General features: G+C 74.1%; 16 protein-coding genes. 11 read left to right on the forward strand and 5 right to left on the reverse strand.

What is annotated here, in order from left to right; genetic code table 11:
- Positions 1-78 precede the first annotated feature (78 nt).
- The 8 genes from ABTZ03_RS15900 (at position 79) to ABTZ03_RS15935 (ending at position 9,455) form a co-directional block, all read left to right on the forward strand.
- Positions 79-1,845 carry an LCP family protein gene (locus ABTZ03_RS15900; protein WP_350513540.1) on the forward strand — a complete coding sequence of 589 codons (1,767 nt, stop codon included), beginning with the start codon at positions 79-81 and terminating at the stop codon, positions 1,843-1,845.
- A 97-nt stretch (positions 1,846-1,942) separates the two neighbouring features.
- A complete protein-coding gene (locus ABTZ03_RS15905) occupies positions 1,943-2,392 on the forward strand; it encodes an SRPBCC family protein (RefSeq protein WP_350513541.1) in 450 nt (149 codons plus the stop codon).
- Between the two features lie 196 nt (positions 2,393-2,588).
- A complete protein-coding gene (locus ABTZ03_RS15910) occupies positions 2,589-3,389 on the forward strand; it encodes a VOC family protein (protein WP_350513542.1) in 801 nt (266 codons plus the stop codon).
- A gap of 101 nt (positions 3,390-3,490) precedes the next feature.
- Complete coding sequence (locus tag ABTZ03_RS15915; RefSeq protein WP_350513543.1) at positions 3,491-4,240, forward strand: HAD family hydrolase; 750 nt, start codon at positions 3,491-3,493, stop codon at positions 4,238-4,240.
- On the forward strand, positions 4,237-6,642 hold the full coding sequence (locus tag ABTZ03_RS15920) for a glycoside hydrolase family 65 protein (RefSeq protein ID WP_350513544.1): 2,406 nt from the start codon (positions 4,237-4,239) through the stop codon (positions 6,640-6,642). Before ABTZ03_RS15915 ends, ABTZ03_RS15920 begins: the two co-directional genes overlap by 4 nt.
- Positions 6,643-6,797: 155 nt before the next feature.
- Positions 6,798-8,510, forward strand: a complete 1,713-nt coding sequence (locus tag ABTZ03_RS15925; protein WP_502894483.1) for a pyruvate dehydrogenase — start codon at positions 6,798-6,800, stop codon at positions 8,508-8,510.
- A 73-nt stretch (positions 8,511-8,583) separates the two neighbouring features.
- The gene (locus ABTZ03_RS15930) at positions 8,584-9,216 is read left to right on the forward strand and encodes a helix-turn-helix domain-containing protein (RefSeq protein ID WP_350513546.1); all 633 of its coding nucleotides are present in this window, start codon (positions 8,584-8,586) and stop codon (positions 9,214-9,216) included.
- A 32-nt stretch (positions 9,217-9,248) separates the two neighbouring features.
- On the forward strand, positions 9,249-9,455 hold the full coding sequence (locus ABTZ03_RS15935; RefSeq protein ID WP_350513547.1) for a DUF6126 family protein: 207 nt from the start codon (positions 9,249-9,251) through the stop codon (positions 9,453-9,455).
- Between the two features lie 169 nt (positions 9,456-9,624).
- Here the strand turns inward: ABTZ03_RS15935 and pdxR are convergent, their stop codons facing one another.
- Positions 9,625-11,091 carry a MocR-like pyridoxine biosynthesis transcription factor PdxR gene (pdxR, locus tag ABTZ03_RS15940; RefSeq protein ID WP_502894481.1) on the reverse strand — a complete coding sequence of 489 codons (1,467 nt, stop codon included), beginning with the start codon at positions 11,089-11,091 and terminating at the stop codon, positions 9,625-9,627.
- Positions 11,092-11,251: 160 nt separating this feature from the next.
- On the opposite strand from pdxR, the gene sigJ reads away from it, so the two are divergent.
- Complete coding sequence (sigJ, locus tag ABTZ03_RS15945) at positions 11,252-12,166, forward strand: RNA polymerase sigma factor SigJ (RefSeq protein WP_350513548.1); 915 nt, start codon at positions 11,252-11,254, stop codon at positions 12,164-12,166.
- Between the two features lie 65 nt (positions 12,167-12,231).
- Here sigJ and ABTZ03_RS15950 read toward each other — a convergent pair whose 3' ends face one another.
- From ABTZ03_RS15950 to ABTZ03_RS15960, 3 genes are all read right to left on the reverse strand, one after another.
- Positions 12,232-13,152 carry an undecaprenyl-diphosphate phosphatase gene (locus ABTZ03_RS15950; RefSeq protein ID WP_350513549.1) on the reverse strand — a complete coding sequence of 307 codons (921 nt, stop codon included), beginning with the start codon at positions 13,150-13,152 and terminating at the stop codon, positions 12,232-12,234.
- Between the two features lie 110 nt (positions 13,153-13,262).
- Positions 13,263-13,610: a hypothetical protein gene (locus tag ABTZ03_RS15955; protein WP_350513550.1), complete on the reverse strand. Its 348-nt coding sequence runs from the start codon at positions 13,608-13,610 to the stop codon at positions 13,263-13,265.
- 22 nt (positions 13,611-13,632) lie between these two features.
- Positions 13,633-14,412: an NRDE family protein gene (locus ABTZ03_RS15960; RefSeq protein WP_350513551.1), complete on the reverse strand. Its 780-nt coding sequence runs from the start codon at positions 14,410-14,412 to the stop codon at positions 13,633-13,635.
- Positions 14,413-14,556: 144 nt separating this feature from the next.
- Here ABTZ03_RS15960 and ABTZ03_RS15965 point away from each other — a divergent pair, with 144 nt between their 5' ends.
- Positions 14,557-15,048, forward strand: coding sequence for a carboxymuconolactone decarboxylase family protein (locus ABTZ03_RS15965; protein ID WP_350513552.1), 492 nt, complete (start codon positions 14,557-14,559; stop codon positions 15,046-15,048).
- A gap of 8 nt (positions 15,049-15,056) precedes the next feature.
- Positions 15,057-15,875 (forward strand): isocitrate lyase/PEP mutase family protein, encoded by an 819-nt coding sequence (locus ABTZ03_RS15970; RefSeq protein WP_350513553.1) that lies wholly within the window; start codon positions 15,057-15,059, stop codon positions 15,873-15,875.
- A 114-nt stretch (positions 15,876-15,989) separates the two neighbouring features.
- On the opposite strand, the gene ABTZ03_RS15975 is transcribed toward ABTZ03_RS15970, so the two are convergent.
- A complete protein-coding gene (locus ABTZ03_RS15975) occupies positions 15,990-16,247 on the reverse strand; it encodes a hypothetical protein (RefSeq protein ID WP_350513554.1) in 258 nt (85 codons plus the stop codon).
- Between the last annotated feature and the right edge of the window lie 25 nt (positions 16,248-16,272).

Consider the following 16,272-nt stretch of genomic DNA (forward strand, 5'->3'; position numbering starts at 1 on the left):
CGGCCCGTCTCCCTGTGTGCGGTGCGCCAGATCGTCCGGGGCGTCGCTTCCGTCGGTGAGTCGGTGAAAGGTACGCGCATGGCAGGTCGCAGGGGCGAGAGCCCGGCTCGGGACGAGGGCGCGCCCGAGGCACTCCCGGCGGAGGAGAAGGCGGGCGGCGTGCCCGCCCCGCGCTCCGGAGGCCGGGCCGAGGCCCGCCGCGCGGCCCAGGGCAAGGGCGGCGGTGGCGGCGCGGGCAAGGACGGCGGCGCGGGCAACGCCGGGGGCGGCGGCGGACGGGCGGCGGCGCGGCGCAGCGCCAAGCCCAAGAAGAACGTCAAGAAGATCGTCGCCTGGTCGGCGGCCGGGGTGCTGGTGCTGATCGCGGGCACCGGCGGCGCGATCTACTACAAGCTGAACGCCAACATCAAGTCCTTCGACGCCGACGCGATAGCCACCGACCGCCCGCCCGAGGCCAAGGCCGACGCGGACGGCAACAAGCCGGTGAACATCCTGCTGATCGGCTCCGACAGCCGGGGCGGCAACAACTCCGACCTCGGCGGCGGCGAGGACGGCGGCGCCCGCTCGGACACCACGATCCTGCTGCACGTCTACGCCGACCACAAGCACGCCGTCGGCATCTCGATCCCGCGCAACGCGATCGTGCCGATACCGTCCTGCAAGCTGCCCAACGGCAAGTGGACCAAGGGCGGCAACGACCTGTTCAACGCCGCGTTCTCGGTCGGCGGCAGCGACGGCGGCAACCCCGCCTGCACCCAGAACACCATCGAGAAGGTCACCGGCATCCGGATCGACCACACCATGGTGGTCGACTTCAACGGCTTCTCCGCGATGACCAAGGCCGTCAACGGCGTGGACATCTGCCTGCCGAAGCCGATCTACGAGGGGGACATCAACCCCAACCTGCACAAGAAGGGCAACCTGGTCCTCCCGCAGGGCAAGCAGACCGTGCAGGGCCAGCAGGCGCTCGACTACGTGCGCCTGCGGCACGGCATCGGCGACGGCTCCGACATCGGCCGGATGAAGCGCCAGCAGGCCTTCATGAGCTCGCTCGCCACCAAGATGAAGAAGGACGGGCTGAGCCCGACCACCCTGCTGCCGCTGGCCGACGCGGCCACCAAGTCGCTGACCGTCGACCCCGGGCTGGACTCCGCCGACAAGCTGCTCTCCTTCGGCCTGTCGCTCAAGAACATCGACATGCACGACCTCAAGTTCGTGACGGCCCCCTGGCGCTACCGCACCCAGGACGCCAACATCGACCTGGTCCAGCCGGACGCCAACAAGCTCTGGGAGACCCTCAAGGCCGACCAGACCATCGACGGCCAGAACGCCACCGGCCAGCAGCCGGACGCCGCCAGCGCCCCCGCCTCCGGGCAGCCGGCCGCGCCCAGCACGCCCGCCGCCCCGGCCGCGGACCCGGCCAACGCCTCGATCAGGGTCTCGGTCTACAACGGCACCCTCGCCAACGGCCTGGCCGGCAAGGCCACCGAGCAGCTGAAGGGCGCCAAGTACGCGGCCACCACGGCCGGTCAGGCGGCCAGCACCAAGTACAAGACCACCACGATCGAGTACGGCACCGGGCAGAAGGCGAACGCCGAGAAGCTCGCCGCGCTGTTCCCGGGTGCGAGCGTCGAGGCCGGCAGCGGCAAGGGCATCAACGTGATCGTCGGCCAGGACTTCGCCGCGGCCAACGGCATGGGCGCGGCCACGCCGAGCACCGGCGGCAGCACGGCCACCGGCGGCACCCCGGGCGCCCCGCAGCCGCTGCCCACCACCGTCACCAACGACGCCCGCTCCGCGGACGACGACATCTGCGCGAACACCACCTACGGCAGCGGCGGCTGACCGCACCCGCCGTGAGCGGCACGACCCCGGGGCGCGTACGTCCCGGGGTCGTGCCATGGTGGGCCGTGGAGGGACCGGTCACCGGAAGGCGGACCCCATGCCCGGGATCGCCCTGCAGTTCGACATCGCCGCACCCCGCGACGTCGTCCTCGCCGCGCTCAACACCCACGACGGGCTGACCGGCTGGTGGACCACCGCCGTGGACCGCGAGGGCGACGTGCTGCTCTTCGACTTCCCCGGCATCCCCGAACCGTTCCGGCTGCGCCGCGAGCGGGCCGACCGGGACCGGGTGCTCTGGGCCAACGCCGGGGCCTTCCCGCCGCACTGGGCCGGCACCTGGATCAGCTGGGACCTCGACGACCAGCCGGAGGCGCCCGAGCGCACCCGGCTGCTGTTCCGGCACGGCGGCTGGCAGCCCGGCAGCGAGGCGGGCGTCCCGATGGTGGCCGGCACCTGGGCCGAACTGCTGGTCCGGCTCAAGGACTACGCGCAGAGCGGCAAGGCGCAGCCCTACTTCGTCACCGCGCTGCGCCACGACGAGCAGTGACCACCGCCTCCCGGTGAGCGGCCCCCGCCCTCGCCCGCCAGGGCGCCGTCCGGTGGCGGGAACGCGGCGGCGGGCCGAAGGTGGGCGGTGTACCTCCGTCGTACGGCCGCCCGCGCGGACGGCCGCACCGGTCGGACCGGCCCCGCGCCCGCCCGACGACCACTGCCGGCCACCACTGCCTCCGGGAGGCCCAGCAATGCCCGTAGTGACCGATCCGTACAAGCCCGGCACCCCGTGCTGGGTCGACCTGATGGCGAGCGACCAGCAGGCCGCGCTCGACTTCTACCGCGACCTGTTCGGCTGGCAGGGCGAGGTCGGCCCGGCCGAGTTCGGCGGTTACGCCGTGTGCACCCTCAACGGCCGCCCGGTCGCCGGGATCATGACGCAGTCGGCGCCCGAGGGCCAGCCGCTGCCTCCGGTCTCCTGGACCACCTACCTGGCCTCGGACGACGCCGACGCCGCCAGGACCGCCATCGCCGACGCGGGCGGCACCGTCTTCCACGACCCGATGGACGTCGGCACGATCGGCCGGATGATGGTCGCCGCCGACCCGACCGGCGCGGTGTTCGGCGTCTGGCAGGCGATGGACTTCATCGGCGCGGGCGTGGTCAACGAGCCCGGCGCGCTGGTCTGGAACGAGCTCAACACCGCCGACACCGGGGCGGCCGGTGGCTTCTACCAGCCGGCCCTCGGCCTGCGCCCGGCCACCATCCAGGGCATGGACGGCTACTACTCGCTGAACGTCGGCGACCGCACCGTGGGCGGCATGCAGGGGATCCCCAAGTACCTGGCGCCCGGCACCCCCTCGCACTGGATGACGTACTTCCTGGTGGACGACGCCGACTCGGTGGTGGACGCCCTGGTCAAGGCCGGCGGCTCGGTGATCCAGCCGCCCTTCGACATGCAGGCCGGCCGGATGGCCGTGGTCAACGATCCGCAGGGCGCGGTCTTCGCGGTGATCCAGTCGCCCGAGGCGCAGATGCCCGACTCGCCCTGAGCCCGCGCGTCGTCCCGCGCCGGCGACCGGAAGCCGCCCTTCCCGCGACGCGCCGCCGGGAATGGGCGGCATCCCCCGCGTTCCCGGGGCAGACTGCACCCATGCTGGGGCTACCGGACGACATCCGCGCTTTCCTCTTCGACCTCGACGGAGTGCTCACCCAGACCGCGACCGTGCACGCCGCGGCCTGGAAGGACACCTTCGACGCCTTCCTGCGCGCCGAAGCCGCCCGCACCGGCGGGCAGTTCACCCCGTTCGACGCCGTCACCGACTACGACGCCTACGTGGACGGCCGCCCGCGCCTGGACGGCACCCGGTCCTTCCTGCGCAGCCGGGGCATCGACCTGCCCGAGGGCACCGAGGACGACCCGCCCAACGCCCGTACCGTGCAGGGCATCAGCCGGGCCAAGAACGACACCGTGCTGCGGCTGATCCGCGAGCAGGGGGTGCGGCCGTACGAGGGCTCGGTCGCCTACGTGCACCGGCTGCGCGCGCTCGGACTGCCCGGTGCGGTGGTCTCCTCCAGCGCCAACTGCCGGGACGTGCTGCGCTCGGCGGGCATCCTGGACCTCTTCGAGGTGATCGTGGACGGCGTGGTCGCCAAGCAGCAGGCGCTGCCCGGCAAGCCCGCCCCGGACACCTACCTGTACGCGGCCCGCGCGCTCGGCGTCGAACCCGCGCACGCCGCCGTCTTCGAGGACGCGCTCGCCGGGGTCGCCTCCGGCCGGGCCGGCGGCTTCGGCGCGGTGGTCGGGGTCAACCGCACCGGGCAGGCCGCCGAACTGCGCCGCGACGGCGCCACCGTGGTCGTCGACGACCTCGCCGAGCTGCTGGGGGATGAGAAGGCATGAGTCCCGCCGACAACTTCACCATCGATCCCTGGCAGATCACCGAGCACGGCGTCGACCCGTCCTCGATGGCCCGCGCCGAGTCCGTCCTCGCGCTCTCCAACGGCCACATCGGCCTGCGCGCCAACCTGGACGAGGGCGAGCCGCACGGCCTGCCCGGCACCTACCTCAACGGCGTCTTCGAACTGCGCCCGCTGCCCTACGGCGAGGGCGGCTACGGCTACCCGGAGTCCAGCCAGAGCGTCATCAACGTCACCAACGGCAAGATCATCCGACTGCTGGTGGACGACGAGCCCTTCGACCTGCGCTACGGCGAACTCGTCAGCCACACCCGGTGGTTGGACTTCCGCGAGGGCCTGCTGCACCGCGAGTGCGAATGGACCTCGCCGGCCGGGCGGACCATCCGGGTGCGCTCCTCCCGGCTGGTCTCGCTCACCCAACGCGCCATCGCCGCCGTCGAGTACAGCGTCGAGGCGGTGGACGGGCCGGTGCGGATCGTGCTCCAGTCCGAACTGGTCGCCAACGAGCAGCTGCCCGGCGGTCCCGAGGGCGACCCGCGGGCCGCCGCCGTCCTGGAGGCGCCGCTGCAGCCCGAGGCGCACCACGCCACCGGCACCAAGGCCGTCCTGGTGCACCGCACCCGGTTCAGCGGCATCCGGGTCGCCGCCGGGATGGACCACGTCATCGAGGGGCCGGACCGGCTCGACACCGTCGCCGAGGCCGAGGCCGACCACTGCCGGATCAGCGTCACCACCGTGCTGGAACCCCAGGAGCGGCTGCGGCTGGTCAAGTTCATGTCCTACGGCTGGTCCGGCACCCGCTCGCTGCCCGCCGTCCGGGACCAGGTCGAGGCCGCGCTGAACGCCGCCCGGTACACCGGCTGGGACGGCCTGGTCGCCGAACAGGCCGACTACCTCAAGGAGTTCTGGGAGACCAGCGACATCGAGATCGAGGGCGACGTCGAACTCCAGCAGGCCGTCCGGTTCGCCGTCTTCCACGTCCTCCAGGCGGGCGCCCGCAGCGAGGAACGCGCCATCCCCGCCAAGGGGTTGACCGGTCCCGGCTACGACGGCCACAGCTTCTGGGACACCGAGACCTTCGTCCTGCCGGTGCTCACCTACTGCCTGCCCAGCGCCGTCAACCAGGCCCTGCGCTGGCGGCACACCACCCTCCCGCTCGCCCGCGAGCGGGCCACCCAACTCGGCCTGGCCGGAGCGGTGTTCCCCTGGCGCACGATCCGCGGCGAGGAGTGCTCCGGGTACTGGCCGGCCGGCACCGCGGCCTTCCACATCGGCGCCGACATCGCCACCGCCGTCGCCCGCTACGTCCGGGCCACCGGCGACGAGGAGTTCGAGCGCGAGTACGGCCTCGAACTGCTGGTGGAGACCGCCCGGATGTGGCGCTCGCTCGGCCACCACGACACCGCCGGAAAGTTCCGGATCGAGGGCGTCACCGGCCCCGACGAGTACAGCGCGGTGGCCGACAACAACGTCTACACCAACCTGATGGCCCAGACGAACCTGCGCGCCGCCGCCGAGGCCGCCGTCCGCCACCCGCGCGAGGCCGCCGAACTCGGCGTCGACACCGAGGAGACCGCCGCCTGGCGGGACGCCGCCGCCGCGATGTACATCCCGTACGACGAGGACCTCGGCGTCCACCCGCAGGCCGACGGCTTCACCCACCACCAGGTCTGGGACTTCGAGTCCACCCCGCCGGAGAAGTACCCGCTGCTGCTGCACTACCCGTACTTCGACCTGTACCGCAAGCAGGTCGTCAAGCAGGCCGACCTGGTGCTCGCCATGCAGGTCCGCGGCGACGCCTTCACCGACGAGCAGAAGGCCCGCAACTTCGCCTACTACGAACGGCTCACCGTCCGCGACTCCTCGCTCTCCGCCTGCACCCAGGCCGTGATCGCCGCCGAGGTCGGCCAACTCGACCTCGCCTACGACTACACGGCCGAAGCCGCCCTGATGGACCTCCACGACCTCGGCGGCAACACCCGCGACGGCCTCCACATGGCCTCGCTCGCCGGGGCCTGCATCGCCCTGGTGGCCGGCTTCGGCGGACTGCGCGACCACGGCGAGACCCTGGACTTCCGGCCCCGACTGCCCTCCGGGCTGATGCGGCTGAGCTTCTCGCTGCTGGTCCGCGGGCAGTTGCTGGGCGTCACGATCAGCCACGAGTCCACCACCTACACGCTGCGCCGGGGCGAGGTGATCCACCTGCGGCACGACGGCGGGACGGTCCAGGTCAAGGCCGGTTCCCCGGTCACCCTGCCGACCACCGTCCCGCCCGCCCAGGAGCGCTGCGCCCAGCCGCCGGGCCGCGAACCCGCCCGCCGCCAGCCCCAGGCCGGCCTGGTGGCCGGCAAGCTCGGCCAGCAGGACCACCTGGCCGCCGAGTAGCCCCACCCGCGCGGGGCCGCCCCCGGCCCCGCGCGCCACCACATCCCGCTCACCCGTTCGACCCGCCCCGTGTGCGCCCGCCCCCGCCCTGTCCGAGGCTGCAGGGGACCCGTGCCGAGCGAAGGGAAGCGCCCGTGGCGACCGTGGCCGAACAGATGGTGGAGGTGCTCCGGCAGGCCGGGGTGGAGCGGGTGTACGGCGTCGTCGGGGACAGCCTCAACCCCGTCGTCGACGCGATCCGCCGGGCGGACGGCATCCAGTGGGTGCACGTGCGCAACGAGGAGGCCGGCGCCTTCGCGGCCGCCGCCGAGGCCGAGCTCAGCGGCCGGCTCGCGGTCTGCGCCGGCTCCTGCGGCCCCGGCAACACCCACCTCATCCAGGGCCTGTACGACGCCCAGCGCAGCGGCCTGCCCGTGCTCGCCCTCGCCTCGCACATCCCGTCCGGCCAGATCGGCACCGGCTTCTTCCAGGAGACCCACCCCGAGCGGGTGTTCACCGACTGCAGCAGCTGGTGCGAGCTGCTCTCCACCCCCGCCCAGCTGCCCCGGCTGCTGCGGATCGCGATCCAGCACGCGCTCGGCTCGCACGGCGTCTCGGTGCTGGCCTTCCCCGGGGACGTCGCCGCCCTCCCGGCCGCCGGGCCGACCGGCACCAGCCACTTCCTCACCGAGCAGGCCGTCGCCGCGCCGCCCTGGTCGCAGGTGCAGGAGCTGGCCCGGCTGCTGAACGCAGCCCGCCGGGTGGCCCTGTTCTGCGGCGCCGGGGTGCGCGGGGCGCACGGCGAGGTGCTGGCGCTCGCCCAGGCGGTGAACGCGCCGATCGGGCACTCGCTGCGCGGCAAGGAGTGGATCCAGTACGACAACCCGTACGACGTCGGGATGAGCGGGCTGCTCGGCTACGGCGCCTGCCACGAGGCGCTGCACTCGGCCGACCTGGTGCTGCTGCTCGGCACCGACTTCCCGTACGACTCCTTCCTGCCGCAGGCCCGCACCGTCCAGGTCGACCACGACGCGACCCGGCTGGGCCGCCGCACCGCCCTGGAGCTGGCCGTGCACGGGGACGTCGCGGCGACCCTGCGGGCGGTCCTGCCGCTGCTGGACGCCAAGTCGGACCGCTCCTTCCTGGACGGCATGCTGCGCAAGCACTGCAAGTCGCTGGAGGACGTCATCGGCGCCTACACCCGGGACATCGACAAGCACCTGCCGATCCACCCGGAGTACGTGGCCTCGGTGCTGGACGACGTGGCCGCCGAGGACGCGGTGTTCACCGTGGACACCGGCATGAACAACGTGTGGGCCGCCCGCTACCTCCAGCCGAACGGCCGCCGCCGGGTGATCGGCTCCTTCCTGCACGGCTCGATGGCGAACGCCCTCCCGCACGCGATCGGCGCCCAACTGGCCTGCCCGGGACGGCAGGTGGTCGCGATGGCGGGGGACGGCGGGATCGGGATGCTGCTCGGCGAACTGCTCACGGTGGTCAAGCACCGGCTGCCGGTGAAGACCGTGGTCTTCAACAACGGCGCCCTCGGCATGATCAAGCTGGAGATGCTGGTCTCCGGCTACCCGGAGTTCGAGATCGACAACGGCGACGTGGACTACGCGGGCATCGCCCGGGCGATGGGCATCCCGGCGAAGCGGGTCACCGAGCCGGCCCGGGTCCGGGAGGTGCTGGCGGAGGCGCTGGAGCGGCCCGGTCCGGCGCTGGTGGACGTGGTCACCGACCCCAACGCGCTGTCCATCCCGCCGCGGATCACCGCCGCCCAGCTGAAGGGCTTCGCCCTGGCGGCCGGGAAGACGGTGCTCTCGGGCGGGGTCGGGCGGATGGTCGACCTGGCGCGCAGCAACCTGCGGAACGTGCCCCGGCCGTGAGCCGGAGTCTCCGCCTCTTTGCCTCTGAGGCAAAATTCTTGCCCGCTGGGCAGGTGGGGTGTCCACTGGTCACATGACCACCAGCTCCACCGGCACCCCCGCCGACGGCGACCAGTCCGACGACCAGGAGGTCGCGGGCCTCGCCGCCCGCCTCCGCGAGCACCGGCTCAGCAGCCGGCTCACCCTGGAGGTCGCGGCCGGCCGGGTCGGTCTCTCCCCAGCCTATCTGTCCCGACTGGAGACCGGGCGCCGACAGCCCTCGCTGCCCGTCCTGTTGGGTCTCGCCCGCGCCTACGGCACGTCCGTCTCCGGACTGCTCGGCGAGGCCATGGTCGAACCGGACCCGGTGGTCCGCGGCGGCGCCATAGACCCCGGCCGGGCCGGCGGCTGGGGCTACCGCCGGGCCGGCGCCCCCGGCCGCGCCATGCAGGCCCTGCGGGTGCAGGTCCCGCCGGGCGTCCAGGACTCGGTGGTCCGGGTGCACCCCGGCGAGGAGTGGCTGTACGTGCTGCGCGGGGAGCTGCGGGTCACCCTCGGCGACCGCGTCCACCTGCTCGCCCCCGGCGACTCCGCCCACTACGACTCGCTCACCCCGCACTGCATCGCCGCCGAGTCCGGCTCCGGCGTCGAACTGCTCTTCGTCCACACCCTGCTGCAGAGCCCCGGCGGCGAACTCTGCCTCGGCGGCGGCCCCGCCGCCCACTGACCCGCCGTCAGCACACCCCGGAGGAGATCCCCATGGCCGATCCCACCACCACTGCTGCCCCCGCCGACACCGCGGCCCCCGCCGCCGCCCCCGACACCGCGGCCGGCCCGAAGACCGTCGACGCCGGCAAGTGGGCCAACAAGCGGGTCTACCACCGCCTGGTGATCTACACCGTGGGCTGCCACCTCTTCGCCGGGTTCATCATCCTGCTGTTCGAACTGGGCACCCGCAACAAGTAGTCGCCCGGTCCCTTCCCATACCGGGCGCCCGCCCCCGCCACCCCCGTCGGGGACGGGCGCTCTCCCCGTGATCCCCTCTCCTCTCTGTTTCCCCGCGTCCCGAAAGGGGCGCGGGGAACGGCGCGAGGCGGAAGGCCCCGGGCCGCACCCGTGCTCCTGTTGCTCGCCCTCAGGCCGTGCGCAGCACCTCGCACAGGGCCGCCAGGGCCGCCGGGAAGGCGTGCTCCGGCGGCGTGCCGTAGCCGATCACCAGCGCGGGGGCGGCGTCCTCGGCGACCGTCGGGTCGACGCGGTGCCAGCCGAGGCTGCCGAGGGCGAGGCCGGCGGCCTCGGCACGGGCGAGCAACTCGGCCTCCGGCGTCGAGCCGGGCGGGAGTTGGAGCACGGCGTGCAGCCCGGCCGCGATGCCGGTGACCTCGACCTGCGGGGCGTGTTCGGCGAGCGCAGCGACCAGCCGATCGCGGCGGCGCCGGTAGTGCAGCCGGCAGCGCCGCACGTGCCGGTCGTACGTCCCGGAGGTGATCAGTTCGGCCAGCGTCAGCTGGTCGAGCACCGGGGACATGGTGTCGGTCAGCGCCTTCAGCCGGGCGACCGGTTCGACCAGCGCGTCCGGCAGGGCCAGCCAGGCCAGCCGCAGGCCCGGGGCGAGGCTCTTGGCGGCCGTCCCGGCGTACACCACCCGCTCCGGGTCGAGCGCCTGCATCGCGCCCAGCGGCTGCCGGTCGTAGCGGAACTCGCCGTCGTAGTCGTCCTCGATCACGTACCGGTCCTGCTCGCGCGCCCACCGCACCGCGGCCGCCCGCCGGTCCGCGGACAGCGGTGCCCCGGTGGGGTACTGGTGGGCGGGGGTGAGCAGGACGGCGCCGCAGCGGGCGTCCAGCCGGTCGACCAGCGCGCCGTCGGAGTCCAGCGGCAGCGGGACCGGGGACAGACCGGCGGCCCGGGCCACCGCGTGCTGCGGCGGCAGCCCGTACCCCTCGACCGCCAGGGCCCGCGCCCCGCGCTCCCGCAGGGCCGTGCAGAGCAGGCCGAAGCCCTGCTGGAAGCCGTTGCAGACGAGCAGGTGGTCCGGGTCGGTGCGGACGCCGCGGACCCGGGCCAGGTAGTGGGTGAGCGCCTCGCGCAGTTCGATCCGGCCGAGCGGGCCGCCGTAACCGAGCGCCTCGTGCGGGGCGGTGGCCAGGGCGCGGCGGGCCGCGGCGAGCCAGGCGGTGCGGGGGAACAGCGAGAGGTCGGGCCGGCCGGACATCAGGTCGTGCCGGACGGTCGGCCGCACCGGCGCCGGTGCGGCCCGCCCGCCCCGCACCGGCCCGGTCCGCGTCGACCCGCCCTGCGCCCGCCCGCCCCGCACCGGCACGGCCCGCCGGGCGACCGTGGTGCCGGAACCCTGCCGGGAGCTGAGCCAGCCCTCGGCGGTGAGCTGCCCGTACGCCTCCACCACGGTGTTGCGGGCGATGCCGAGGTCCTCGCCGAGCGCCCGGGAGGAGGGCAGCCGGGTGCCGGGGGCCAGCCGCCCGTCCTGGACGGCCTCCCGCAGCGCGTCCTCCAGGGCGGCCCGCAGCCCGGCCCCGGCGGCGCGTCGCTCGGTGAGGTCCAGGTGCAGGTCGCCGCCGAAGGCGGTCCAGGAGCCGTTCACGCGCCCATTCTCGCGTGGCCGGAGGTCATCGGGTGGCGCCGGCCGGCTCCTCGTCGGTCTCGCCGGGCGGTGGTGGCGGAGGTGGTGGTGATCGTGATCTCCTTCGGTTCGGTCAGCGTCCGTCACTGATCCGACGGATCCCGACGCGAAGGTGTGACAGATGGGCGAGGAAACCTTTCCAGCGGATCGGCCGGCCGAACTGGCCGAACTGGCCGAGCGGTTCGAGGCCGAGCGGCCCCAACTGCGCTCGGTGGCCTACCGGATGCTCGGATCGCTGGCCGAGGCCGAGGACGCCGTCCAGGAGGCGTGGTTGAGGCTCGGCCGCTCCGACGTCTCCGAGGTGCGCAACCTCGGGGCGTGGCTGACCACCGTGGTCGGCCGGATCTGCCTGGACCAGCTGCGCTCCCGCGCCTCCCGCCGGGAGGACCCGCTGCCCGAGCAGGACGGGCAGGTGCGGCTGCCGGACCCGGTGGTCAGCGGGCTGGCGACGCTGGACCCGGTGCACGAGATCCTGGTCGCGGACTCGGTGGGGATCGCCCTGATGGTGGTGCTGGAGACGCTCTCGCCGGCGGAGCGGGTGGCCTTCGTGCTGCACGACATGTTCGACGTGCCCTTCGACGGCATCGCCGAGGTGCTGGGCCGGACCGCCGCCTCGACCCGGCAGCTGGCCAGCCGCGCCCGCCGCCGGGTCCAGGGCGCCACCCCGGCGGCCGACACCGACGACACCCGCAAGCGCGCGGTGGTGGAGGCCTTCCTGGCCGCCGCCCGGGGCGGGGAGTTCGACGCCCTGCTGCTCCTGCTCGCCCCGGAGGTGCTGGCCCGCTCCGACGGCGGCACCCTGGTGCCGAGCGTGCTGCGCCTGGGCGCCGCCGACGTCGCCGCCCAGGCGGTCGCCTTCGCCCGGTTCGCCGCCGAGGCCCGCCTGGTCCTGGTCAACGGCTCGCCCGGGGTGGTGTCCTTCGCCGACGGCCGCCCGCTGTCGGTCATGTCCTTCACCATCCACGACGGCCGGATCACCGGCCTGGACATCCTCACCGACCCCACCCGCCTGGCCACCCTGGGCCTCACCGCGTAACCCCCGCCCGAAGCACGACGGGCCGCCCGGCACCCTGCCGGACGGCCCGTAGCGGGTGGAATGGCTCAGATCGACAGGTAGATCGCGCTGCCGACGCCGGCCAGGAAGCAGTAGACGGCGAAGGGGGTGAGGCTGCGGGTCTCGAAGTACTTGGTGAGGAAGCGCACCGAGATGTAGCCGGCCACGAAGGCGGCGACGCTGCCGGCCGCGACCGGGCCGAGGACGCCGGAGTTCTCCGGCTTGAACAGCTCGGGCACCTTCAGCGCCGAGGCGGCCAGGATGACCGGGGTGGCGAGCAGGAAGGAGAACCGGGCGGCGTCCTCGTGGTGGAGGCCGCGCAGGATGCCGGCGCTCATGGTGACGCCGGAGCGGCTGATGCCGGGGAACAGCGCGAGGATCTGGGCGGAGCCGATCCAGGCGCCCTGGACGAAGCTGAGCTTGGTCAGCCGGGCGTCGGAGGCGATCGCCGGGTCCAGACCGGGTTCGTCGACCGGCGGGGCGGCGTGTCCGGCCCGGCGGCGGCCGGTGCCGCCGCGCTTGAGCCGTTCGGCGCCGAGCAGCACCAGGCCGTTCAGGGCGAGGAAGACCGCGGCCGGTACGGGCTTGCCGAGCGCGTGCCGCAGCGCCTTCTCCAGGACCAGGCCGGCCACGCCGACCGGGATGGTGGAGAGGATGAGCAGCCAGGTGAGCCGCTCGTCCCGGGTCTCCACCCGGCGGTGCCGGATCGAGCTGATCAGGCCGCTGACCACCCGGACCCAGTCCCGCCAGAAGAACACCACCAGGGCGAGCGCGGTGGCCAGGTGGAGGGCGACCAGGGCGGCGAGGTAGGACGAGCCGTCGGCGGTCATGTCGAGGTCCTGCTGGATCTTCCCGCCGATCAGGGCCGGGAGCAGGATGCTGTGGCCGAGGCTGGAGACCGGGAAGAGTTCCGTGACGCCCTGCAACAGGCCGACGCCTATCGCCTCCGGGTAGGTCAGGGTGGACATCGCGCACCTTTGCTCTGGGGTGGGGCCGTGGTCGGCGGCCTGCCGATTTCGGTGGCCCCCGCGAAGCTACTACGGGCATGTAGACGCCCGGCAAGCCCGCTGCCAGAAATTCATCGAGCGTATGTCCGGGTGTCACCGGGGTGCGCGTCATCGGGCCGGGTGTCGGCAGGCCGGTTGTCGGCGGGGCGGGCGTCGGCGGGCCGGGCGCCCTCCGTCCCGAACCGCCGGCCCAGCAGGTCGTTCACGAGACCGGGCACGACACCGGGCACCCCGCCCGGCACCGCCCGGTGCACGGCGTCGCCGAGCAGCACCCCGGCGGTCGCCGCGAGCGGGGCGCCGCCGAGCAGCAGGGCGACGGTCAGGACGGCGCGCAGCCGGGTCCGGCGGTCCATCGGGGCCTCCAACGGCGAGGGGTCGACGGACGCCCACCCTGCCGCCTCCCGCTGCGTCAGGTTCAAGTCCTTTTCGGGTGGCCCCGGTTCAGACCGCCACCCGCCGCCACCCCGACCCGTCCGCGGGCACCGGCGCGGTCGCGAAGTCGTAGCGCAGCAGCTCCGGGCCGAGTGCCAGCAGGGAGATCGAGGAGGACCCCCAGATCCGCCCGTCGCCGAAGTCGCGGCACTGGATCAGCGCGGCGTCCCCGTCCAGTGCCAGCCCGTCGCCGGTGACGATCGGCAGCCAGTCGCCCCAGGCCCGTCCGGTCGGCCCGGTGGCGTCGGGCTCCGGTCGGGGCGTGGCGAGGAAGCGGGCCCGGAAGTGGTCGGCGCGGGCGGCCATCAGGTCGCGGATCCGTGCGGAGGCGGTGCGGTTGTCGGCCATCCCCTCCAGTCCGTCGTTGAGCACCACGCTGAGCCCGGTGGGCAGTTCGTGCTCGGTCAGCCGCCCGCCGCCCCAGCTGGTCACCCGGGCGCCGTCCGGGCGGACCTGGACGAGGTGGAAGGGGTCGTACGGGCCGAGGTCGAGGTGTCCGATGCCGCCCTCGCGGACGGCGGTGAGCGGCAGTTCGCCGCGGCTGAGCCGGGTGTCGGCGGGGGCGAGCGGGCCGAAGCCGTTGAGCAGGCAGGCGGCGGTGCGCCGGGCGGGGTCGACGGCCAGCCAGGTGCCGCCGGCCGCGAGGTCCAGTCCGCCGAGCAGTTCCGGACGCCCGGGCCAGTGGTGGCCCGGCGGCAGCCAGGCGCGGCCGAGGTACTCGTCCCGGACGGAGAGCAGCAGCACGGGGACCGCCGCCGCCGGCTCGATGCTGATGAACGCCGTGCACACGGTTCCGTTCCCCCTGACCGGAAGGAGTCCTGTCGAAGATCCCCCGGTGATCCTCGCACGCCTGTTCGCCAACCGGAAGTGGCCCAAGGATCCGGGCGCCGAATGCACCATGGACGCGGGCCAGTGGGCTCCTAGGCTGGCGACGTGACCACGAACGAGACTGTGAACGAGACCGTGAACGAGGCCGTGCCGGCCCCCGAGCAGCGCCTGGTGATACCGAAGCTCGCGCCCGAGTTCTACCAGGCGATGACCGCCGTGGACCGGGCCTCCCGCCAGGGCCTGGACCCGGTCCTCGCCGAGCTGGTCAAGGTGCACGCCTCGATGATCAACGGCTGCGCCTTCTGCATCGACATGCACGCCACCGACGCCCGCAAGAACGGCGAGCAGGACCACCGGCTGGTCTCCCTCCCCGCCTGGCGCGAGACCCCCTGGTTCACCGCCCGCGAGCGCGCCGCCCTCGCCCTGACCGAGTCGATCACCCTGCTGACCCAGGGCCACGTGCCGGACGCCGTGTACGCCGAGGCGGCCGCCCACTTCGACCAGGCCGAGCTGGCCCAGCTGATCGCACTGATCGCCATCATCAACGCCTGGAACCGGATCGGCGTGTCCACCCGCATGAGCCCGGCCGCGAAGTGAGCGGGGCCGTGACGAACCGGCGGACGCAGGGGGAGAAGGCCCGGCTGCTCAAGGAGCTGCACCGGCCGGGCGCGCCGCTGGTGCTGGCGAACGTGTGGGACGCGGCGGGCGCCCGCCTGGTGGCCGGCGCCGGGGCGCGGGCGGTGGCGACGGCCAGCGCCAGCGTGTCCTGGTCGCTGGGCAGCCGGGACGGCGGCGGCGCCGACCGCGGGCAGGTGCTGGCCCGGACCGCCGAGGTGGTCCGCACGGTCGAACTGCCGGTCACCGCGGACCTGGAGAGCGGCTACGCGGACACCCCGGCCGGGGTCGGCGAGACCGTCACCGCGCTGCTCGCCACCGGTGCGGTCGGGGTGAACCTGGAGGACGCCGCGTACACCCCGGAGCAGGCCGCGGAGCGGATCGCGGCGGCCCGGGCGGCGGCCGACACGGCGGGCGTCCCGCTCTTCGTCAACGGCCGTACCGACGTCTTCCTGCGCGGCCTGGGCGAGCCGGAGGGCCGCCTGGACGAGGCGGTCCGCCGGCTGCGGGCGTACGTCGAGGCGGGCGCGGACGGGGTGTTCGTCCCCGGCGTCGCCGACACGGAGACCATCGCCGCGCTGGTCGAGGCCGTCCCGGCCCCGCTGAACGTGCTGGCCGGCCCCGGCGCTCCGACGGTCGCCGAGCTGGCGGCGCTGGGCGTGGCCCGGATCAGCCTGGGCCCGGGTCTGGCCGAGGTGGCCTACGCGGCGGTCCGCCGCGCGGCCGAGGAGGTGTACGCGAGCGGCACGTGCACCTCCCTGGACGGCGGGCTGACGTACCCGGAGCTCAACGGGCTGTTCACGGCCTGAGGCAGGGCCTCGGCGGCCTGAGGCAGGGCCTAGGGCCGGGCGCGGGAGCCGGCGCGGACCGGGCGGCCGACCGAACGGGGGTCGGTCAGCCGCCGGTCCGTCCGGGTGCGCGGGTCAGCCGATCTGGCCGCTGAGCCCCGGGTGGGACATCTGGTTGGTGCCGATGGCCTCCACCTCGTCGGCGGTGTGCCCGACGACCGGGAGCTTGCCGGCGGTCTTCAGGGCGAGGTCGGCGGGGGAGAGTTCGAGGCCGTCGGTGAGGCCGCCGGTGGCGTCCGGCGAACTGGCGACCTGGCTGGCGGCGGAGGCCGCCGGGGCGGCGAGGGCGAGGCCCGCCATGGTGAGGGCGGCGAGGGTGGCGAGTTTCTTCATGCCCTGCCGAACGACCCGGGCCGCC

Origin of the sequence: Kitasatospora sp. NPDC096077 (genome assembly GCF_040303245.1) — a bacterium.
GTDB lineage: Bacteria > Actinomycetota > Actinomycetes > Streptomycetales > Streptomycetaceae > Kitasatospora.